At 57.7% G+C, this 21728-nt stretch carries 20 protein-coding genes; 6 read left to right on the top strand and 14 right to left on the bottom strand.

Going from position 1 to position 21728, the window contains the following annotated elements:
• Positions 1-15 precede the first annotated feature (15 nt).
• Entirely contained in the window at positions 16-540 is a 525-nt protein-coding gene (gene ahpD / locus BKN05_RS00910) for an alkylhydroperoxidase, AhpD family (RefSeq protein WP_049377405.1), read from the top strand.
• An 89-nt stretch (positions 541-629) separates the two neighbouring features.
• On the opposite strand, the gene BKN05_RS00905 is transcribed toward ahpD, so the two are convergent.
• Positions 630-3173 carry a DEAD/DEAH box helicase gene (locus BKN05_RS00905; protein WP_286687696.1) on the bottom strand — a complete coding sequence of 848 codons (2544 nt, stop codon included), beginning with the start codon at positions 3171-3173 and terminating at the stop codon, positions 630-632.
• Between the two features lie 34 nt (positions 3174-3207).
• On the bottom strand, positions 3208-4272 hold the full coding sequence (locus BKN05_RS00900; RefSeq protein ID WP_286687695.1) for a PAC2 family protein: 1065 nt from the start codon (positions 4270-4272) through the stop codon (positions 3208-3210).
• Positions 4273-4514: 242 nt separating this feature from the next.
• Between BKN05_RS00900 and BKN05_RS00895 the strand changes: the two genes are divergently transcribed.
• Positions 4515-5600, top strand: coding sequence for a DUF4192 domain-containing protein (locus BKN05_RS00895; protein ID WP_286687694.1), 1086 nt, complete (start codon positions 4515-4517; stop codon positions 5598-5600).
• Between the two features lie 13 nt (positions 5601-5613).
• Here the strand turns inward: BKN05_RS00895 and galE are convergent, their stop codons facing one another.
• From galE to BKN05_RS00850, 9 genes are all read right to left on the bottom strand, one after another.
• The gene (galE, locus tag BKN05_RS00890) at positions 5614-6600 is read right to left on the bottom strand and encodes a UDP-glucose 4-epimerase GalE (RefSeq protein ID WP_286687693.1); all 987 of its coding nucleotides are present in this window, start codon (positions 6598-6600) and stop codon (positions 5614-5616) included.
• 2 nt (positions 6601-6602) lie between these two features.
• Complete coding sequence (locus tag BKN05_RS00885; protein WP_286687692.1) at positions 6603-7280, bottom strand: metal-dependent transcriptional regulator; 678 nt, start codon at positions 7278-7280, stop codon at positions 6603-6605.
• Between the two features lie 222 nt (positions 7281-7502).
• On the bottom strand, positions 7503-8516 hold the full coding sequence (locus BKN05_RS00880) for a sigma-70 family RNA polymerase sigma factor (protein WP_005325073.1): 1014 nt from the start codon (positions 8514-8516) through the stop codon (positions 7503-7505).
• 182 nt (positions 8517-8698) lie between these two features.
• A complete protein-coding gene (locus BKN05_RS00875) occupies positions 8699-9490 on the bottom strand; it encodes a helix-turn-helix transcriptional regulator (RefSeq protein ID WP_198493184.1) in 792 nt (263 codons plus the stop codon).
• A gap of 144 nt (positions 9491-9634) precedes the next feature.
• Positions 9635-11008, bottom strand: coding sequence for an L-serine ammonia-lyase (locus tag BKN05_RS00870; RefSeq protein WP_198493183.1), 1374 nt, complete (start codon positions 11006-11008; stop codon positions 9635-9637).
• 45 nt (positions 11009-11053) lie between these two features.
• Positions 11054-12469, bottom strand: coding sequence for an SLC5/6 family protein (locus BKN05_RS00865; protein WP_286687691.1), 1416 nt, complete (start codon positions 12467-12469; stop codon positions 11054-11056).
• Between the two features lie 358 nt (positions 12470-12827).
• A complete protein-coding gene (gene dtd / locus BKN05_RS00860; protein WP_049377396.1) occupies positions 12828-13271 on the bottom strand; it encodes a D-aminoacyl-tRNA deacylase in 444 nt (147 codons plus the stop codon).
• A gap of 42 nt (positions 13272-13313) precedes the next feature.
• Positions 13314-14885, bottom strand: coding sequence for a DUF7782 domain-containing protein (locus BKN05_RS00855; RefSeq protein ID WP_286687690.1), 1572 nt, complete (start codon positions 14883-14885; stop codon positions 13314-13316).
• A 15-nt stretch (positions 14886-14900) separates the two neighbouring features.
• Positions 14901-15275, bottom strand: coding sequence for a DUF3099 domain-containing protein (locus tag BKN05_RS00850; RefSeq protein ID WP_239281982.1), 375 nt, complete (start codon positions 15273-15275; stop codon positions 14901-14903).
• 137 nt (positions 15276-15412) lie between these two features.
• Here BKN05_RS00850 and BKN05_RS00845 point away from each other — a divergent pair, with 137 nt between their 5' ends.
• Both BKN05_RS00845 and BKN05_RS00840 read left to right on the top strand, forming a co-directional pair.
• Complete coding sequence (locus tag BKN05_RS00845; RefSeq protein ID WP_005325062.1) at positions 15413-15664, top strand: DUF3039 domain-containing protein; 252 nt, start codon at positions 15413-15415, stop codon at positions 15662-15664.
• Positions 15661-17427 carry a DEAD/DEAH box helicase gene (locus tag BKN05_RS00840; protein ID WP_286687689.1) on the top strand — a complete coding sequence of 589 codons (1767 nt, stop codon included), beginning with the start codon at positions 15661-15663 and terminating at the stop codon, positions 17425-17427. Before BKN05_RS00845 ends, BKN05_RS00840 begins: the two co-directional genes overlap by 4 nt.
• A 93-nt stretch (positions 17428-17520) precedes the next feature.
• Here BKN05_RS00840 and BKN05_RS00835 read toward each other — a convergent pair whose 3' ends face one another.
• Together BKN05_RS00835 and ppgK are read right to left on the bottom strand one after the other, a co-directional pair.
• Positions 17521-18954 carry an RNA polymerase sigma factor gene (locus BKN05_RS00835; RefSeq protein ID WP_396334654.1) on the bottom strand — a complete coding sequence of 478 codons (1434 nt, stop codon included), beginning with the start codon at positions 18952-18954 and terminating at the stop codon, positions 17521-17523.
• Positions 18955-19154: 200 nt separating this feature from the next.
• Positions 19155-19913: a polyphosphate--glucose phosphotransferase gene (ppgK, locus tag BKN05_RS00830; RefSeq protein WP_286687687.1), complete on the bottom strand. Its 759-nt coding sequence runs from the start codon at positions 19911-19913 to the stop codon at positions 19155-19157.
• Between ppgK and BKN05_RS00825 the strand changes: the two genes are divergently transcribed.
• Together BKN05_RS00825 and BKN05_RS00820 are read left to right on the top strand one after the other, a co-directional pair.
• A complete protein-coding gene (locus BKN05_RS00825) occupies positions 19912-20799 on the top strand; it encodes an inositol monophosphatase family protein (protein ID WP_198493176.1) in 888 nt (295 codons plus the stop codon). The genes ppgK and BKN05_RS00825 overlap by 2 nt on opposite strands.
• A gap of 112 nt (positions 20800-20911) precedes the next feature.
• On the top strand, positions 20912-21202 hold the full coding sequence (locus BKN05_RS00820) for a DUF4193 domain-containing protein (RefSeq protein WP_049377389.1): 291 nt from the start codon (positions 20912-20914) through the stop codon (positions 21200-21202).
• Positions 21203-21242: 40 nt separating this feature from the next.
• Here the strand turns inward: BKN05_RS00820 and BKN05_RS00815 are convergent.
• The coding region (locus BKN05_RS00815; RefSeq protein ID WP_286687686.1) for an IS30 family transposase at positions 21243-21728 on the bottom strand (486 nt) is incomplete at its 5' end.

Below are 21728 nucleotides of genomic sequence, written 5' to 3'. Positions count from 1 at the left end.
CAAAGGAAAAAAGTTATGTCTATTGATAATCTGAAGTCTTCCCTGCCGGAGTACGCCAAGGACCAGAAGCTCAACCTGGGCGCGCTGACCCGTTCCAAGGACCTGGACGAGGAGCAGCTCTGGGGCTGCCTGCTGGCATCGGCTGCCGCAACCCGCAATGACACCGTGCTTTCTGAGATTGCGGAGGAAGCAAAGGAGCACCTGTCTGAGGAAGCTATCGAGGCAGCTTACGGCGCAGCCACCGTTATGGCTATGAACAACGTTGCCTACCGCGCCAAGGGTTGGTTGGGCGATGACTACGCACAGGTTAAGTTCGGCCTGCGCATGAACATCATCTCCAAGCCAGGCGTGGACAAGGCCAACTTCGAGCTGTGGAATACCGCAGTCTCCGCCATCAATGGCTGCGAGCACTGCCTGGGTGCTCACGCTCACGAGCTCAACGAGGCTGGTCTGAGCAAGGAGCAGGTCTGGGAGGCCGTCAAGGTTGCGGCCGTTGTCCAGGCTGTGGCACAGGCTGTCCAGATTGAGGCCGCACGCTAAAATAGCCGGCTTTTAGCCGCCCTCGCGCTTGCCGACGTCCCTCTTATTCTGGGGCGTGGCAGCCAGGGCGGCTTTGTCGTTTTCGCAGGCTAGTACTCCACGCGCAGGTCTGCTAGGCGGACTTCGCCGGCCTCATCGGAGGCACCGAGATCTACCGTAGCGACGAACTGGTAGGCGTGATCGCCGTCTGGGTCCTTGATGATCTGGCGCACGGACCACGCACGCGAGTCAGTATCGCTTAGGCGGAAATACTCCGGGCCGCGGGCCTCGGGGCCGGAATCGATGTCATCATACTCATCGAAGTAATCATCTAGGATAGCGCCGAAGTCCGGCACCTCGTCCAAGTAATCGAGCAACTCCGCTAAGCGGTCTTCCTTTTCCAAAGCAAAGAGCTGCACCAAGCGGAACATGTAATTGCGCACCATGATGGTAAAGGCGCGGCGATTGGCCGTGAGCGCGGTGGGGTCCTCCACGCCAAAGGCCAGCTCGCGGTCTACCGTATCTTGGTCGATGGGGGAGTCTTCGCCGGCCATTTGCGCCCATTCGTCGACAAGCGAGGAATCCACCTGGCGAATAAGCTCACCTAGCCAGACAACGATATCTTCAAGCTCTGGAGTGTTGTACTCGTCCGGAATGGATTGCTTAAGAGTGCGCCAGGCGTCGGTCAGGTAGCGCAAAATCACGCCCTCGGAGCGGGCCAAGCCGTAGGTGGCGACCAGATCCGAGAAGGTCATCGCATTCTCGAGCATGTCGCGCACCACGGACTTGGGTCGCAGCTCAAACTCCTTGACCCACGCATTGGTCTCAGCGAAAGTATCGTAGGCCTGCTCCAGTAGCTCCTCGAGCGGCTTCGGCCAAGTGATATCCTCCACGATATTCATGCGGTCGGTGTAGTCCACCCCGTCCGCCTTCAGCGCGGCGATTTCTTCGCCGCGGCGCTGCTTCTGCTGGGCAATGAGCACCTGGCGCGGGTCATCTAGGATGGCCTCAAAAACTGAAATAACGTCCAGGTTATAGGTCTCCGCTTCTGGGTCCAGCAGCGAGAGCGCCGCCAAGGCGAATGGGCCCAGCGGCTGATTGAGCGCAAAGTCACGCGGTAGCTCTCGCACCAAATGGTAGGGACGGCCGTAGATATCCAATCCCTTGGTGGACTTTTGCACGACGCCGGAATCCACTAGCCCGCGGAAGAGATCGAGTGCGGTGAGGATGTCTTTATTCTGTTTGCTGCGGTTATCGTGGTTGTCTCGCAGCAGGTGGCGCATGTGGTCATAGCCATTGCCGTGGCGCGCCAAGACGTTGAGCAGCATAGAGTTAGAAACGCGGAACTGAGAGGTAAGCTGTTCCGGTTCCGCCTCAGTAAGGCGCGCGAAAGTCTTCTCGGACCAGGACACCTCGCCTTCTCGGGCGGACTTTTTCTTGAGCTTTTTCAAGCGTTTGGGGTCGTCGCCGATGCGGCGGCGTTCCTTGGCATTTTCGATCTCGTGCTCGGGGGCCTCGACTACCACAGTGCCCTCGGTGTCATAGCCGGCGCGGCCGGCGCGGCCGGCAATCTGGTGGAATTCGCGCGATTTGAGGATGCGTTGGCGCTGGCCGTCGAACTTGGCAAGCCCAGTCATCAGCACGGTGCGGATGGGCACATTAATGCCCACACCCAGGGTATCGGTACCGCAAATGACCTTAAGCAGGCCCTTTTGTGCCAGGCGCTCTACCAATCGGCGGTATTTGGGCAGCATGCCCGCGTGGTGGATGCCGATTCCCTTGCGCAGCAGCTTGGATAGATCCTTGCCAAAGGCGGTGGTGAAGCGGAACCCACCGATTTCCTGGGCAATCGCTTCCTTTTCTTCCTTAGTGATAATCCCCGAAAGTGAGGTCAGCGCCTGCGCGCGCTCGGCCGCTTCACGCTGCGAGAAGTGCACCACGTAGATAGGTGCCTTCTTATCGGCCAAGAGCTCCTCGATGGTCTCGTGCACCGCGCTAAAGACATAGGAAAAGTCCAGTGGCACGGGCCGCGTGGTGCCGGCGACGAGGTTGGTGGCGCGGCCGGTGCGGCGGGTGAGATCCTCTTCTAGCCACTGAGTATCGCCCAGAGTGGCGGACATGAGCAGGAACTGCGCCTTGGACAACTCCAGCAGCGGCACCTGCCATGCCCATCCGCGGTCCGGTTCGGAGTAGTAGTGGAACTCGTCCATCACTACCTGGTCGATATTGGCCTCGGCGCCATCGCGCAGCGCAATATTGGCCACAATCTCGGCGGTGGCGGCGATGATGGGGGCATTGCCATTAACGGTGGCGTCGCCAGTCATCATGCCCACATTCTCGGCGCCGAAGATATCGCACAGAGCAAAGAACTTCTCGCTCACAAGGGCCTTGATCGGTGCGGTATAGAAACTGCGCTGGCCACGAGCTAGGGCAATGAAGTGCGCAGCATTAGCCACCATGGACTTTCCCGAGCCCGTAGGGGTAGCGAGGATAACATTATCGCCGGCCAAAATACCGAGCGAGGCTTCTTCCTGAGCTTGGTACAAATTGATACCCCGGCCGGTGGTCCACGAGGTAAAGGTATCCCAAATTGCCTCGTCTACGAGGGACTCGGGTACTTCCGTTAAGTCTGGCAGCAGCTGAGATAAGTTCACCCCCACCACCTTAGCGGCGATGGGGGCGGGTTAGTTAGATATCGTCACCTAAGTCGCCCTCGCCCGAAGCAGAATCAGGGCCATCCTTCCCTTCATCGGACCTCGAGCCTTCTTCCTTGGTGGAATCTTCGCGGTCATCGATCTCGGTATTGATGATCTGCTGGCTTTCTTCTTCATCCAAGGAAGCCAAAAATGCCTGGAATTCCTCGCTGATTTCCTCACCGGTAGGCATAGGCTCCTCGCCGGGCATGATCGCCTGCGGGTGCTCCTTGCGGTAGCGCTCCATATAAGCGTCATACTGCTGCTCGAGTTGTTGGACTACGCCTTCAATCTCATCCGAGCCACCAACTTGTTCCTCCAGTTGGTTTTCCACGCGAGAAATGTCGGCCTCAATGCTGCCCAAAGGAATATTCAGGCGCGCCGCCCGGGCCACCGCATCCAGCAACTGGTACGTGGCCTGCGGATAAGGCGAAGCGGCCAAGTAATGCGGCACGTGGACGGTATATCCAGCCACGGTGCGGTGCTTATCCGCCAGAGCCTTTTCCAGATACAGCGCGGCGGAGCCTGGCACCATCATGGTGGAATCCATCGAGAGCATGTGCTCGGTCAAGCGGGAGGAGGTGCCATGGGCCGTAACCACCGTAGGGCGGGTATGCGGCACCGGCATCGGCGCGGCATAGAGCATGATGGTGTTTTCAATATTGAACTTTTCCACCAGCTTCACCACGGCCGTAGTGAACGCCTCCCAGCGCATGTCTGGCTCAGGGCCAGACAGCAGTAGGAAAGTCTTGCCGGAATTATCGCGCAGGACCTTAATGCCAAGATCCATAGACTCGATTTCCAGCGCCCGATCCTTATCAATCGTGATGGCTGGGCGGCGCGAGCGGTAATCAATCAGCTCATCAGAGTTAAACGATGCCAGCTGACGGCCTTCCAAAGCGGCCTTCAGGTGGTCAGCACTTGCTTCAATGGCCTGGCCAGCGTCAGCATAGCCGTGCATGGCAACAATCATGGTGGGGCCTTGTCCGTCACCGGAATCATCCCTAATCACCGGAGCCGGATATTCCAGCTCATACATGCGGCGATCTTCTTCGTGCATGTTGTGTTACCTCCTTGCTTTCTCACCTACCCCAACGCCGCGTGCGTGCGTACTATTCCCGCGCGCACCGCGAGGTTAAATAAACAATTGTGCCCCAAACCGCTGCGCATTGCCAGCGCAATCCCGGGCGGGGTGTGGAAAGCCGCTTGCCGACGCCCCCTTCACCCCACCTATCCACAGATCCCCACCATCTAGCCCTTGGTGGCCTATGCATAGTTGCGCGCGTGGTTGAAGCTGGGGCTATGGACATCACAACACCAACTCAGCCCATCCGTACGCCCGGCGATATCCTCGCCAATATTCCAGGAATCCTCGGATTCTTTCCCACCGAATCAGTTATCCTCATCTCCATCCAACCCAGCCAGCGCGGATACAGCATCGGACCAGTAGCCCGCCTCGATCTGCACGATGTGCCTGGTGCCCTTCACGAAGTGATGGATGCGTTTCACTGCGGAAATCCCGAAATCATTTTCTGTTTCGTGCTCTCCCAGCGCGAGGAAGGCGAGCTCTGGGACATTCTGCAGTCCCTTTATCATTTCCAAGACCGGACAGGTATGGGCATCGATGCCTGCTGGCTGTCCGAAGAACTCTCCACCAATACCGCCTATGACCTCATCTTTGGCCACGCCACAGAAAGCGGCGAGGGTCCGCTGCAGAATTGGATGGAAGGAACCATACCCGCCATCTCGACGAGCCACACGATGCGCGCCTGCGTGAATAATGGCATGCTTCCGGAACTTAGCCGCCATGACCTGGTCCAACGCTTTAAGGACCCGAACCCCTACTTTGGGGAAGAAGAGATTAGGGCCATGGAGCGATGCGCCGAAGAGATTGCCCGCCAATTGCGCGCCGGGCACGGGTATGGCACTACAGATCCAGTGCAGGTGGTCAAACACCTTATTGCCGATGCCCGCTATGTGCTCAGCGAGGTCGAATCGTTGGAGGAAACCCTAGAAAATGAAGAATTGTTGTGTGTGGCAGCCATGTGGATGTCTACCACCTGGACCCGCGACCTAGTCATTACGGAGCTCGTCTCCGCGCCGCGGGAAGCAGGTGACCTGTTATTGGCGGTAGCGCGTACATTCCAGGGGCCTATTCGCTACAACGCCCTAGCTTTGTATGCTGCTAGCCAGGTGTCCGACGGATTCGGAATTTATGCCGGTCCGGCGCTTTCCGTAGTCGTAGAAGAGGCGCCCCATCACAATTTGGGGCGCCTCATAGCGCAGGGATATCGCAGCGGCATGGGAAAGCGGTTGGTCTCCAGCCTATGCCATGGTTGCGAGCTAGCCCGCGAGGCAGCGGGGCTTCGCGTCGACAGCCCCGCCTAACACGCGCGGCGTTCTAGGAGCGCTTCGCCGAATGTGCCTTATCGCCGAGCTGTCGGGTGAAGTTCCACGCGTCGGTGACGATGGTTTCCAGGTCCGTACGGGTGGGATTCCACCCGAGTTCGCGCTGAATCTTCTCAGAGGAAGCGATGAGCGTAGCTGGGTCGCCTGCGCGGCGCGGGGCCACCTCAGCCGGAATGTCGTGGCCGGTGACCTTGCGGCACATTTCGATGACCTGCTTGACGGAGTACCCTTCGCCAGAACCCAAGTTGTAAATGCGGTGGGCGCCAGATTCATTGGACTCGAGGGCAAGCACGTGGGCGTCGGCTAGATCGCGGATATGGATGTAGTCACGCACTGGGGTGCCGTCTGTGGTATCCCAGTCATCACCGAACATGAAAATCTTATCCCGGTGGCCCAAAGCAACTTGCAACACGATGGGGATGAGGTGGGTTTCTACCTCGCGGTTCTCGCCAATATTTCCGTAGGCACCAGCCACATTGAAATAGCGCAGCGAGGTAGCGCCCAGGCCGTAGGCGTGGGCAAAGGACGTGATCATGTAGTCGATGGCCAGCTTGGTCGCACCATACGGATTGGTGGGCTGGGTTGGCATGTCTTCCGTAATCGGCACCTGGTCAGGCTCACCGTAGGTTGCAGCGGTGGAGGAAAAGACGAGGTTTTTGACGTCGTTATCCCGCATGGCATTAAGCAGCATCAGGGTAGTAACTACGTTGTGCTGCCAGTACTCATCTGGTTTTTCCACGGATTCGCCCACCAAGGAGCGTGCAGCGAAGTGAATGACGCCTTCGAAGCCACCTTCGCCCAAGACATCGGCAGCCTTGTCCGCGACGTCGCCCTCGATGAGGCGGGCGGCTTCCGGAACGGCCTCACGGTTGCCGGTGGAGAAATTATCGATGATGGTTACGTCATGGCCCTGCTCGACTAATACTGCGGCGCAGACGCTGCCCACGTAGCCGGCGCCACCGGTGATGAGAAGCTTCATGGCTATACCTCCACGCGCACTGCGTGCGCCAAATCGTCGGAAAGCACGACGCTGCCACCTTCCGGTGTCGACAGTGTAATCGTGCCGCTGTTATTGACTACAGACACCTTGGTGCCCACACGGATCCCAGCATCGGTGAGTTCTTGGAAGGTGCCATCATCAACCTGCAGGATTTCATTGACCTGGATGACGGTCGCGGAGACTTGCTCGCCATTGGGGAGATCGACCGCGCGGGTGCCCTGGTCCGGCTGAGTAACATCGAAGCCAAGTGCAGATAGCGCCGGAATAGGATTGCCAAAAGGCGACCGCGTCGGATCATCGAGAACGGCGACCATGCGCTTTTCCACCTCTTCGCTCATCACATGCTCCCACCGGCAGGCCTCGTCGTGAACCTTGGCAATGTCGAGCCCCAGGACGTCGGTAAGCAAACGCTCTGCCAACCGGTGCTTGCGCATGACTGCGGTAGCTAGGTCGCGGCCCTTGTCCGTGAGATCCAAGCTGCGGTCGGTGCGCACGTGCAAAAGGCCATCGCGCTCCATGCGAGCTACAGTCTGAGAAACCGTAGGCCCAGACTGCTCCAAACGCTCCGCAATGCGGGCGCGTAGGGGAGTAATGCCTTCTTCCTCTAGCTCGTAGATGGTCCGCAGATACATCTCCGTTGTATCAACTAGGTCCCTCACGTGGGCATACCTTTCTGTGTGAATACAGTTACGCGGCTATAGTCCCGCCCAAGAACGGGAAAGCGCTTTCTAGACTCTGCAGTCCAGATTAGCCTACCCAAGGCTTGGCTCGCCGCTAGGAACCAAGCCGATGCCTTATCAACGCCAAACCCCGAGCCCATGGCGGTACGTTGCCAAATGGACCCGGGGAGAGGATGTGCTGCCGAATGCGGTAGGCGTGGATTACAAAGCGTACTCGCGCAGGCGATCGGCGCGGTTGCCATCGCGCAGCTTTGCCATGACTTCGCGCTCAATCTGGCGTACACGCTCGCGTGAAAGGCCGAAGCGGCGGCCTATCTGATCCAAGGTGCGCGGAACACCATCATCGAGGCCATAACGCAGGCGGATGACGTCCTGCTCGCGCTTCTCTAAGGTGTCAATCACACCGCGGATATCAGAATGGCGCATAGATGCGACGACCGCAGTTTCAGCATCGGTAGCTTCTGCATCTTCAATGAAGTCGCCCAAAGGAGCTTCTTCATCGGTACCTACCGGCATATCGAGAGAGACCGGATCGCGTGACTGGCGCAGCAGCATTTCAATCTTGTTTTCATCAATACCGGATTCTTCCGAAAGCTCCTCGTTGGTAGCTTCGCGGCCCAATGATTGATACATCTCGCGCTTAATACGAGAAAGCTTGTTAACCTGCTCAACCAAGTGGACTGGGAGGCGAATGGTGCGGGACTGGTCAGCCATGCCGCGGGTAATCGCCTGACGGATCCACCAAGTGGCGTAAGTGGAGAACTTGAATCCCTTGGCGTAATCGAACTTCTCCATTGCGCGGATAAGGCCTAGGTTGCCCTCCTGGATGAGATCCAGCAGTGGCATACCGCGGCCGGTGTAGCGCTTGGCCAGCGAGACAACGAGGCGCAGGTTGGCTTCGAGCAGGTGGGAGCGTGCCTTCTTGCCTTCGCGGGCGAGGATCTTTAGGTCGCGCTTTTCGGCACGGGTGAGCTTTTCTGCGTTATTGAGCTTGTATTCCGCGTACAGTCCAACCTCGATGGCCTGAGCGAGTTCTACCTCATCTTCCGCGCTGAGCAGTGCGGTCTTGCCGATGCCGTTGAGATAGACGCGGACGAGGTCGGCAGAAGGATTATCGTTGGTTTGGTTGCGGCGAGATCCGCGGTCCACTTCCTGTTCTTCATCAGTAGTGGCACTTGAAGTGCCCTTGGCGGTGGTGGCAGATGTCTTCGTCATAGTGAAGCCTCCTGAATTTGTCGCCGGTTTCACAAAGTACAACGGAGTCTTTAGCGATTTAGTTCCCAGTGCAGAGAGAATTAGTAAAACCAGTTGGTCCCCGTGGTACAACTCCACCTTTTCGGGGGAGAGATACCACGGGGAGCGGTTACGAGCTGCGAATAGCTTGGTATGTGGAACTACTATCCGCGCACCTGGACGAGGTAGCGGTAGATAGTCGGTTCAGATACGCCTAGGCGCGTCGCTGCCGCGGCAATTCCGCCTTTAAGAAGGAAGAATCCTGCATCCTCAAGGTCAGAGACCACTTCGAGTCGCTCCTCGCGCTGCATGCGAGGTACTGGCGTGCTCTGGTTAGAAATTGCGGAATTCAACATGGAATCTAGAAGGTTCTCCACGTTGGAGCGCAAGGACTCGCTGACTTCTTCCTTCTCTGGCTCCTCTTCCGCAGCCTCGTCTTCTGGAACCGGGTCTGGTACCGCGACGGGTCGCTGCGGCAGCTCTTCCGTACCGGGGTAGCCGCCGAAGGCCTTTGACTTATCAAATGCGGGATCATCGGCGTTGCCGATAAGTGCGGCGGCAGTATCGCGAATGTGCACCAACTCAGAGACATCAACATTGATGCACAGCATGCCCCGCATATGGCCGGAGTCGTCTCGGATGAAAAAACTAGAAGAGCGACAAATTTTTCCTTCCGCATTGACGGCGCGGTAGCCGGTCATCATGGGGATTGCTGCGGCATCGCCTTGTTTCATAAACCACAGAGCGAAATCGGTCACTGGGCCGCCTAGCTGCCGGCCAGAGATGTGGCCGTTGGCGATGGCCATGATGGATTTATCGGGAACGTCGAGATCGTGCAGCACGATTTCGGTGTTGGGGCCCATTGCCTTACCGAGGAATTCGACGAGGGGAATGTACTGCTCGAGGAAGTTTTCTTCGGAGGCACTGCCGCTAGGGAAGTTCATTAGCTGAAGCATGTCCTTTAATTCCTGTCAGATTATAGAGAAGATATCACACGGAAGCGAATAGGCGGAAGGGGCAGTAGCGCCAAAAAAGCCGGGTGAACACAAGCGGCTTAGCGCTGTGCTCACCCGGCTCGTCGCTTCTTTACAGGGTGGTCTCTATCCACACACCGGAACTGGCGGGTGAACTGCTAGGGCCAGGCCACCTTGTGAGGTTTCCCTGTACTTGGCGTTCATATCCTTACCAGTCTTATACATGGTCCAGATGACTTCGTCCAAAGAGACGCATGGCTTGCTCTCGCGTTCCAGCGCCATGCGGGCGCTGGTGATGGAGTCAACGGCAGCGACAGCGTTGCGCTCAATGCAGGGTACCTGAACCTGCCCGAGTACTGGGTCACAGGTCAGGCCTAGCTTGTGCTCCATGCCAATCTCGGCTGCAATGCAAACCTGCTCTGGGGTAGCGCCCATGAGCTGGGCGAGACCGCCAGCAGCCATGGAGCACGCTACACCAACCTCTCCCTGGCAGCCGACCTCAGCGCCAGAGATGGAAGCGTTCATCTTGTACAAGGAAGCAATCTGGTTGCAGGCGAAGATGTAATCAGCAAACATCTCGGTGGTAACGGGCTCAACGAACTTGTCGTAGTAAGCCAGTACTGCCGGGACAACGCCGCAGGCGCCGTTCGTAGGTGCGGTGACAACGCGGCCGCAGGATGCATTCTCTTCAGAGATAGCCAGTGCGAACATATTGACCCAGCTGAGGATGTTTAGACCATCGTGCGGTTCGGACTGCTCCAGGCGGCGCCTGAGGGCAGCGGCGCGGCGGGGGACAAGCAGGGAACCTGGAAGCGGACCGTCGGTAGCGGAGCCGCGCTCGATGCCGGTGTACATGACATCGCGAACCTTGCGCAGGTGCTCATTGACCTCTTCTTCGGAACGAAGTGCCAACTCGTTGGCAAGGCCTAGCTCTGGGAGGGTCATGTTGTTCTTCTCGCATAGCTCGAGCATTTCTGCGGCGCTGGCGTACGGGAAGGGGATATCAACCTTGGCGTCCGTGCGCTTGGCAAAGTCTTCCTGCTTGACGATGAAACCGCCGCCGACCGAGTAGTAGGTCTTGTGCAGGATGTCTTCCTCGCCGGCGAAGGCGATAAGACACATGCCGTTCTCGTGCATTGGCAGGTACTCATCGTGGAAGTAGAAGCCGCCGTCCTTGGGGAATTCCACCTCGCGGGAGCCGCCCAGCATGAGCTTCTCGCTGCTGCGGACATTCTTCATGAATTCGGAGATGCCGTCGATATCAACTGTCTCTGGCTCTTCACCGGCCAGGCCGAGGAGGATGGCCTTGTCTGTGGAGTGGCCGATGCCCGTGAGGGAGAGGGAGCCGTACACATTTGCCTGAACTCGAGTGACCTTGTCAAAGAGGTCCTTTTCCTTGAGTTCGTCCACGAAAGCCTTGCCGGCTTTCATTGGGCCTAGGGTGTGTGAGCTTGAGGGGCCGATGCCAATCTTGAACATATCGAAGATGCTGATGAACATTGTTTTTCCTTGAATCCTCTGCGATTTTCTCGTCTGTGGCGGTGCTTAGAAAGCCTGGACGATGGAGTAGATGATGGTTGCTAGGGCGACGAGGCCCATGAAGAAGACGAAGTAGTTGGAAGCCTTGCCCTTGTAGCGCTTCAGTGCTGGGACCTTGTGGATGGCGACCATTGGGATGATGAAGAGCATGATGGCAATCGTCGGGCCACACAGGGTTTCAATCATGCCCAAGATGGATGGGTCAGCCCAGGCGACGAGCCAAGCGGTGACCAGCATGAAGATGAGGGTGATGGTATCGAGCTTGTGGGCGGACTCTGCGTCGTCCTTGCTTGCGTTCTTGCTGCCCTTGACGACGAGACCTTCGAAGCCTTCGGCTGCGCCGAGGTAGTGGCCGAGGAAGGACTTAGCAACTGCAATCATGGCGATGATTGGGGCAATCCACTGGATAAGTGGGTTATCGAAGTGGTTGGCCAAGTAGGACAGGATGGTGATGTTTTGTGCCTTAGCTTCTGCCATGTCAGCCGGGGAGAGGCTCAGAGCGGTGGAGAAGACGAAGAACATAACCACGACGACCATGAGGATTTCTGCGCGGAGCAAGGTCTTGCGGGACTTGGCCTCAGCGAACTTGCCGTAGGTCTGGCGGCGGTCAACGGCGAAGGAGGAAATCATCGGGGAGTGGTTGAAGGAGAAGACCATAACCGGAACCAGCAGCATCAGGGTAACGCCCATGCTGTGGCCAGAAGCCTCGCGAGCAACGTTGAGGTCGAAGGAATCAAAGAGCGCGGTATTCCACTTCGGGATGAGGTAGAGGGAAAGCAGAACCAAGATGCCGATGAATGGGTATACCAAATAGGACATGACGTGAACCACGACGTCCTTGCCCATGCGCACGATCAGGATGAGGCCGCCTACCAGCAGGAGGGAGGTAAGCCAGCGGGCCGGAGGAGTAATTCCGAGCTGGTGCTCTAGGAAGGAGTTGACCGTGTTGGTGATGGTGACCGAGTAGACCAGCAGGATGGGGTAGACCGACAGGAAGTACAGGATGTTCATCAGAACGCCGGCCTTCTTGCCAAAGTGTTCCTCGACGACGTCCGTGAGGTCACCGTCTGGCTTGGAACTGGACAGTACCAAGCGGGCCATTCCGCGGTGAGCCCAGTAGGTCATAGGCAGTGCTAAGACCGTCATGATGATAAGCGGGATGATGCCACCGATGCCGGCGTTAATGGGGAGGAAGAGGACACCAGCGCCGATTGCGGTGCCGAACAGGGAGAGCATCCATACGGTGTCTTCCTTATTCCACTTCGGTGCACCCTTCTGGCCATCGAACGGGGTGTCAATGCCAGGGGCTGGTGCGGATTCCTTGGAGGAGGGAGCTGCCTTGGAGGCCTTGAGATCCTCAGGCAACTCAGCTTGGTTTTCTGGGTGCTGGGCTTTGTTGCGCCGCGTGATTGAGTGGGACATTTTCTTTCCTACATCTAGTTGGTCGGCCGAAGCGTTTGGGCTTCTGCAACCATGATTGAGAAAAATTTTCTCAATCAATTTTGCGTTTGTAGGATTTTGAGAATCTATCTCGCATCCTGCATGTCCAGCCCTTTTGCTTCGCTGTGCCTTCAGTATAGAACAAAATCTTGCAGAGTGATAATAAATTATTGCACTGCGAGTAGGGCATTTATCACTCTCTGAGAATTTGCATTCCCTAGCGCTTTATGGCTTACTCTACACAAAATCTGGAAAAGTGGTTTGGGTCACGGAATCGTTTGTAAAAGGGCCTGCTTAACACGATTTTCAGATCTCGTGGGGCGGAAATTGAGGGTGCGGGCTAGGTCTCTACCAAGACGGTGAAAGGTCCTTCGTTCACAGAGGAAACGCGCATTTTAGCCCCGAATTGGCCTGTTTCTACTGACACGCCGCGTTCCCTGAGGTTCGCAATAATCGCCGCGATGACCGGTTCGGCCTCGGGTCCTGGAGCGGCATCCGCCCACGAAGGGCGTCGACCTTTGGCAGTGCGGCCGTACAAAGTAAATTGGCTCACCACAAGCACGGGCGCTCCGGCATCAATGACTGACACTTCGCCATCAAGAATGCGCAGTTCTGCAATCTTGCGTGCCATCTTCTCAGCGCGGGGTTGCCAATCATCCATATCCTCGCGTGAGACCCCAATTAGAGCGAGAAGGCCACCGGTTTCGGGACTAGTAATGGCCCCTACGGTCTCTCCATCGACGGTCACTGTGGCCTCCGATACCCGAGTCAAAACTGCGCGCATGGTTTACTTCTCCTTATATAACGAGTGGGGGACAGTGTGGATCTAGCTGAGGTCCGGCGAATCGGTATCCAAGAGGAGATCAGCTGGGATAAGCAGGCCATGTCGGACCATATCGATCACGGCGGGTAGAGCAGCAGTAGTAAGTTCTGCTTCGTCGAATCCGTGCGCCGCCGCATACAGGCCAATGGTTTCTTCCAGGTTCAAGCCCTGTGGGTTGAGTCCGGCGACTATGGCTGCGATGTGTTCATCTACTTCGTGGCTCCAGCGCGGACCGTCGGTGCGAGTAAGGCGTAGAGCGGCTCGTGTAAAGCCCTGGCCCAATTGCCCATCTGGGGTGCTAATATCTTCGCGTGCCAGCCCCGGGCGTACGTGGAAGTGTTTTCCCTGTAGCTCGCCGGGTACTAGGTCGCGCAACCACGCCACACGGGCAAAATATTCTTCTACTTCAGGTCCAAGTGGGTCGCTAAAGGTCTGCGGCATATCTTCGGCCAAGATATCGGCAGGTTCATCGTCGCCGATGCGTTGGATAGCGACAAATCCAAAGCCAATGCCATTGACCTCATGTTGCTGGAAATGTTCCAGCCAGGCGCGTGAGCGTTCTTGTCCTTCAGACGAGCGTACATCCAGGGATTCGTCCTCGAGCCAGGTGGACACATAGAGTGCGGGATCGGCTACGTCGCGCTGAATGATCCAGGCGGCAATTCCTTTGTCCGGCAGCCAGGAAGCAACGCGTTGCTGCCAGGTCTCGCCGCTGGTGTGTACCCAAGCGGCCAGAAGGTGAGCAGTTCCGCCAGGGGTTAGGTGGTCGGCGGCCCGAGAGACAACCAGCTCGCTGGCACCGTCCAGATTTAACCCGGAATCGCGGTAGACGTGGCCAACTTCGGGAAGACCAACGACAAAAGGTGGGTTAGCTACGAGGCGGTCAAAGCGGCGGCCGGCTACGGGGTCGAACCACGAACCTTGCAGCAATTCCACTTTCTCGCTATCGCCAGTAGTGGCAATGGTAGCCTCGGCCAACTTCAACGCGCGCTCATGCACGTCGGTGGCGGTAATCTTTTCAGCGCAATCGAGCTGCCCCAGCAATTGGACGCCCGAGCCAGTGCCTAGATCTAAGACGCTGCCCACTGGGCTTACTGGTGTGGATTGCAGTAGGGAGAGGCTTGCCGCGCCAACGCCAAGCACATGGTCTGGGCCAGGTACGTGGTCGACCAAGGAGGCGTCGACGTCGGAGAAGATGAGACGGTTGGCGCCAACGATAGTGTGGGGGCGGATATCGAGGGCAATGTAGGCCTTGCCATGGGCGTCGGCAACCGCAACATTGGCATCCAGCAACTGGGTAGCTAGGCGCGCGCCTACCGCCTCGCCCAAAAGCGTGGCCGGCAGGTGTTGATGCAGGAGGAAGAAGCGGATCAAAAGATCCAATTGAGATTCGCTGTGCGCGGCGAGCGCAACTGGTGCGGGTTCGCCGCGGAAGAGGGCCTCGGTAACTTCCGGACCTAGGTGCCCGGCTACGCCATCGGTAGTAAAACCGGCGGCGGTAAAGACGTCGGAAAGCTCAGGGGCCAGCTTGGCTAGCGCGGGGGCATCAAAGTCGGGGCCAAAAGCGGTCGTCATGTAGGCAGGAATCCTTTACTCTTCTTCGTGATCAATGATGTCGTGGTGTGCCTCAATAGGCCGGGCGGTGCCGCCGGATACCTGTGGGGCGTGGGCTTGGCTATAAAGCTGCCGGTTCATGGCTGGCTTGTACACGTTTTTCTCGCGCTTATCCTTCTTTTCTCCCCGGCCGTTGCCAATCACCACGGCTATCCAGGGGAGGGGAAATGTCACGCCCACAATGATGGCGGCTAGGAGCCACCAATGCATATAAAGGAAATAGCCGGCGATGAGTAGGGAAGGAACGCGCAAAAACTGGAAGATTCCGTACCGAATTTCGCGGCGCTTGCGGTCCTGGCCAGGCGTGAGCTTGGCATCTGTGATGAGATAGCGCTCTTTTTTGCCAAACAACCTAGACTCGGCTCCCCTCGTGCGCGTCGGAGTTCCCTCGATAAGGGGAGTGGGGCGCAGTGGCCGGCGTGCATGACGTGTACATGTTCTCCAAGGGTAGCCGCCTGACTCGCAAAGTTCGATGCCGATGCGGCAAAATGGAGTGCGTGACTACGACTACGAAGACAATTGAACGGCCAGATATTCGTGAAGACACTTCGACGACGGATAATGACACGCCGAAGTTCTTCCACTACGTCAAAAAGGATCACATCCTCGATTCCGCGGTGAACGGCAAGTACGTCGTTGCGCTGTGCGGTGAAACTTTTCCGGTGACCAAGCAGGCAAAGCCGGGTTCTCCGGTGTGCCCCGATTGTGAGCGTGTGTATAAGGGTCTGCGCCGCAAGTGAGGACTTTTAAAAAGACTAACCTTCGCGCCTGGCAGCAATCCGCCCTCGATAAATTCCTCGCTACTAAGCCGCAGGACTTCATGGCGGTGGCGACCCCGGGCGCCGGAAAGACTACCTTCGCACTGCGCATTGCCACCGAGCTCATGGAAGACCGCACGGTCGAGCGCGTCATCGTGGTGGTGCCTACCGAGCACCTTAAGACCCAGTGGTCTAGCGCTGCCGCGCGCGTAGGTCTAGCTCTAGATCCCGCGTTTAGCAATTCCTCTGCCGTTAATCCCTCCATGGACGGCATTGTGGTGACCTATGCGCAGGTGGGTATGCACCCCTTCAAGCACCGCGCGGTGGCCTCTGCTCGGCGCACTTTGGTGATCCTTGACGAGATTCACCATGCAGGCGACGCCAAGAGCTGGGGCGATGGCGTCAAGGAAGCCTATGATGATGTCAATCACCGCCTAGCTTTGACCGGTACGCCTTTCCGCTCCGATGACTCGCCCATTCCATTCGTTCAGTACGTAGACGATGGGGAGGGGCACAAGGTATCCCGTTCGGACCACACCTATGGCTATGGCGATGCGCTTGCCGACGGCGTCGTGCGCCCCGTTGTCTTTCTTTCTTACTCTGGCGAAGCCCGCTGGCGCGATTCGGCTGGTGAGGAGCATGCAGCCCGTTTGGGCGACATTATGAATGCGGAGCAAACCGCCCGAGCGTGGCGCACCGCCTTGGACCCCAAGGGCGAGTGGATCCCTGCGGTGCTGCAGGCGGCGCATACCCGCCTGATGCAAATGCGACGCAATATGCCGGATGCCGGCGGCCTGGTGCTGGCTTCGGATACGACGACCGCACGCGCCTATGCCAAGATCCTCAAGCAGCTTTCCAATACACCCGTGTCGGTGATTTTGTCTGATGATCCCGGCTCCTCGGACCGCATTCAGGAATTTTCGGAGTCCACCGATGAGTGGATGGTGGCAGTCCGCATGGTGTCCGAGGGCGTCGACGTCCCGCGCCTAGCGGTGGGCGTCTATGCTACCTCGGCATCGACCCCCCTCTTTTTCGCCCAGGCCATCGGCCGCTTCGTGCGCTCGCGCATGCCGGGTGAGACGGCGTCGGTTTTCCTTCCTTCGGTCCCTGTCCTGCTGGGTTTGGCCGAAAATATGGAAAGGTCCCGCGACCACGTCTTGGGTGAAGAAAAGCCCGACAAGGAAGGCTGGGACGATGAACTGCTAGAGCAGGCGAATCAGAAGAAGACCGAACCAGACATGCTGGAGAAGTCTTATGAGTCGCTTGGTGCCGAGGCAGAGTTCTCGGGCCTGCTCTACAACGGTTCGCAGTTCAATACCGGGGATATGACCACCGATGAGGAAGCGGACTTCCTTGGCATTCCCGGACTACTGGATGCGGACCAAGTAAAAGATTTGCTGCGCAAGAAGCAATCCGAAGAAATGGACCGCCGCGAAGCGGAGGAAAAGGCGCGACGCGCCGCTGAGGCGGAGGAAGCTCACCGCCGCAAGCTCTACGGCATGGACTATGCCCCGGCCTCACGGAAGAAGTCTATGGAATCTGAGCCCAGCGACACCGGAGTCGTCGACGAGCTAGGCCAGCTGCGCAAAGAGCTCAATACGGTCGTATCCATCGCTGCCCAGCGCTCCGGCCGCCCGCACGGTGCTATCCATACTGAGGTGCGCAAGGCCTGTGGCGGTCCGCCCACCGCGCTGTGTAGTGCCGAGCAGCTGCGCGAGCGCATCGAATACCTGCGCAAGTGGTAGAGGTAGAGCGGCCCACGGTGGCTAGAAAGTAGTTACGCAAAAAGCCCGCACCGAAATTGGTGCGGGCTTTCTACGCTCCTGCAGCTGCAGCGATTAGTCGAGGTAATCGCGCAGAACCTGCGAACGGGATGGGTGGCGCAGCTTCGACATCGTCTTGGACTCGATCTGACGAATGCGCTCGCGGGTAACTCCGTAGACCTGGCCAATCTCGTCCAAAGTGCGCGGCATGCCGTCGGTCAAGCCAAAGCGGAGGCGAACCACGCCGGCTTCACGCTCGGACAGCGTTGTCAGCACGTCTTGGAGCTGATCCTGCAGTAAGGTGAAGGATACGGCGTCGACCGCGATGACGGCCTCGGAGTCCTCGATGAAGTCACCCAATTGGGAATCGCCTTCGTCACCGATGGTCTGATCCAAGGAAATGGGCTCGCGGGCGTACTGCTGGATTTCGAGCACCTTTTCCTCGGTGATATCCATCTCCTTCGCCAGCTCCTGCGGGGTAGGCTCACGGCCCAAGTCCTGCAGCAGCTCGCGCTGGATGCGGCCCAGCTTGTTGATGACTTCCACCATGTGCACTGGGATGCGGATGGTACGAGCCTGGTCAGCCATGGCGCGAGTAATGGCCTGGCGGATCCACCAGGTGGCGTAAGTGGAGAACTTATAGCCCTTGGTGTAATCGAACTTCTCCACCGCGCGGATAAGGCCCAAGTTACCTTCCTGAATGAGGTCCAAGAAAGCCATGCCACGGCCGGTGTAGCGCTTGGCCAAGGAAACCACCAGACGCAGGTTGGCCTCCAGTAGGTGGTTCTTGGCCTTGCGGCCATCGCGGGCGATGCTGCGCAGGTCGCGCTTTTCCATGGGGGAGAGCTTGGCAGCCTTATCGCCTTCGGCGCGGGCTTTTTCCATCTCATCCATGCGGTGCTGTGCGTACAGGCCAGCCTCGATGCGCTTGGCTAGGGAAACCTCTTGCTCGGCGTTGAGCAGGGCGACCTTACCAATCTGCTTGAGGTAGGCACGAACGGAGTCAGCAGAGGCGGTTAACTGCGCATCCTTGCGTGCCTGGCGCAGCGCAGCGGATTCTTCCTCGTCCCAGACGGAAGAGGAGTCTTCCTCTTCTTCCTCATCGTCGTCGTCCAAGTCCTCTTCGAGGTCTTCGCCGGCGTCGAAGTCATCATCGTCTTCGATGTCCGCATTGGTGGGATCGAAGTCGACGTCTTCGTCGTGCTCGTCCTCCTCGAGCTCCTCTTCTGCTTCCGGCTGTGCCTGCTTTTCGGACTCGGCTGGGGATTCCTGCTTCTTTGCCGCGGATTTGCGGACCGTCTTCTTAGTGGCCTTTTTGGCAGACTTTTTGGCAGTCTTCTTCGCAGTCTTCTTGGCTGTTTTCTTAGCGGTCTTTTTGGCCGTCTTCTTAGCCGTCTTTTTCGCGGTTTTCTTTGCCGTCTTCTTGGCGGTCTTCTTTGCAGGAGTAGATGCCTCAGCGGCGTTTTCGCCCTCGCCGAGTGCCTGGTCTGAAGATTCAGTGGCTGCCACGTACGCCCTTTCGACTAACTTCTTGATTGAAACAGCTCTGTGCGCCCTTGTCGGGCGCTCGTGCATCAGTGTGATGTTAGCGCGTTGTGGCCTTATGCAGGCCAGACACGCCCTAGAGCTATTTAACTTAGGATCGACCGCCCAGTATAGAGGATCTTTCCAATCTGCCGGTGGATAGGGTCACCTGCAGTGCGTAAATATTACGGTTTCAAACCATCTACCGCCGCCATTGCAGCTCCGACAATTCCTGCGCGATTGCGCAGTTGTGCAGGCATGACGGGGGTTTCAATATCAAGGTGTGGGCCCCACTTTTCAAACTTGCGGGAAATTCCACCCCCGATGAGGAAGGCCTGCGGGTTAAAGAGCTTTTCATATTCCGCGAGGACCTTGTTGAGTCGTTTAGTCCACTGCTTGTACTTGAGTTCCTCGCGGTCCTTTACTGCCGAGGACGCAATCTTCTCAGCCTCGTCATCGCCCACCGTGAGGTGCCCCAGTTCGGTATTAGGGAACAACTGGCCGTCCAGGAAAAATGCCGAACCGATACCGGTGCCTAGGGTTAGGAAAATTACGGAGCCCTCCTTGGCGATGTCCTCTCCGTAGGCGACCTCGGCTAGTCCCGCCGCGTCGGCGTCGTTAAGCACGACAAAATCTGCATCGAGGTAGTCCGCAAAGAGTTCTGTGGCGTTGACCCCAATCCAGTCCTTGGAAATATTTGCCGCAGTCTCGACTTCTTGGTTGCGAACCACGGAAGGCAGGGTGATGCCAACGGGGCCGTCCCACTGTTTTTCCTGCACGATGTGGGCTACCACCTTGGCAACATCGTGCGGCGTAGATGGCTGTGGGGTGGCGATCTTCATGCGTTCACCCACGAATTCGCCGGTGGCAAGGTCCACCTCAGCGCCTTTAATGCCGGAGCCGCCGATATCGATGCCGAAGGAATGGCCAGAAAGAGTAGTCATGCCCGATAGTCTAGAAGAAGGCACAATAGTTGGCATGACTGAGCAGATCGATTTTCTCCACTTGCGGGATTTTGCCGTTTCTACCGCCACGCGGGCTGCGGAATTAATTACTGCGCGGCGCGCAGAACTCGTAGCAGGCGACGGCATCGCGGCGCATACTCACACCAAGTCCAGCGACGTAGATCCAGTAACGGAGGTCGATACCGCGACAGAGGAGTTCATTGCCACCACCATCCGCACCCAACGCCCCGGGGACGGAATCTTTGGCGAAGAAGGCGCCAATGTGGAATCGACGAGTGGTGTTACCTGGATTGTCGATCCGATTGACGGCACCGTGAATTTCCTCTACGGGGTGCCGGACTACGCCGTATCCATTGGTGCAGAATACCAAGGGCACCTCGTAGCTGGCGCGGTGGTCAACGTGGCGCGCGGGCGCACCTATGCGGCCGCAGCCGGCCGAGGTGCCACGGTCACCGGCCCAGACGGAATTGAGCACGCACTGCGGTGTGGCCAGACACAAGATCCTGCGTTGGCCTTGGTAGCCACCGGCTTTGGCTACGAAGCTGACCGGCGAGCAGCCCAAGCCGAGCTCCTTACCAAGCTCCTGCCTAATGTGCGTGATATTCGCCGCATCGGCGCTGCCGCGCTCGACCTATGCAGGGTGGCAGAGGGAACCGTTGATGCCTACTTTGAGCACGGCATCAATGCGTGGGATTTCGCTGCTGGGGCAATCATTGCTCGCGAGGCAGGTGCGGTGGTGCGCCATCCAAGCTTTGATAAAGGCTCCGCTGACGGTGAACTTACCTGGGCCGCGGGGGCAGATTTGGCCCCCGCATTCGAAAAGCTTTTAGCAGCGCACAGGGCCACGGACGTGCTGCGGGGGTAATAGTTTCCCACGCCGGCGAGCGGTGAGATGACATCGAGCCATTTGTGCTTTACTATGCGCGATCGATAAATACCCATTCCTTAAAGCAACTTGACCATTAGGGGCGTGCATTATGGCCACCGATTATGACGCACCGCGCCGGCGCGCGGAAGATGAACTCGAAACTGACTCTCTAGAAGGACTCAAAGCCGCTGAGGGCGATAACAACGGCATGGACGATGACGGAGAAATCGTTGAAGCCTTCCAGCCGCCATCAGTAGACCTCACGGGCGAGGAGCTTAATGTTGAGGTAGTTCCACGTCAGGAAAATGAGTTTACCTGCGGTTCGTGTTTCCTAGTGCAGTCAAATAAGCGTTACTCCCACGAAGAGGACGGCCAACCAATCTGCAAGGATTGCGCCTAAAGGAATACTCAGCAGAAACGAAACCCCGCACTCGGCAACTTTAAACCTGCCGGGTGCGGGGTTTGTTGTAGCAGCCACATTTGGCGGATTCTAGTGGGGTTGAGTTTATCAGTGCGGCCATTTTCTCGGCTGGTGTTTGAAAGCCCAGGGTTTTGCGGGGGCGGCGGTTGAGTTGCATGGCGACGAATTCTAGGTCGGCTGCACTATGGACGCTTAGGTCTGTTCCTTTAGGGAAGTACTGCCTTAGTAGTCCGTTGGTGTTTTCATTGGTGCCTCGCTGCCACGGCGAGCCAGGATCGCAGAAGAACACGGGACAGTTTGTAGCTACAGAAAAGGCCTTATGGCAGGCCATTTCACTTCCCTGGTCCCAGGTAAGTGAGCCTTTGAGATGATCTGGCAAGCCAGCGATCGCTTTAGTAAGTGCTTCATTTACTTCGGTAGCACTATGCCCATTAGGTAAATGCAGCAAGATGACATAGCGCGTGGTTCGCTCTACTAGCGTGCCAATTGCAGACTTATTACCCGC

This window comes from Corynebacterium sp. S5S1, from assembly GCF_001913985.1.
In the GTDB taxonomy this organism is placed as follows: domain Bacteria; phylum Actinomycetota; class Actinomycetes; order Mycobacteriales; family Mycobacteriaceae; genus Corynebacterium; species Corynebacterium marquesiae.
Note: the sequence above shows the minus strand (reverse complement) of the source record. Positions and strands in the feature narration are given on the sequence as shown.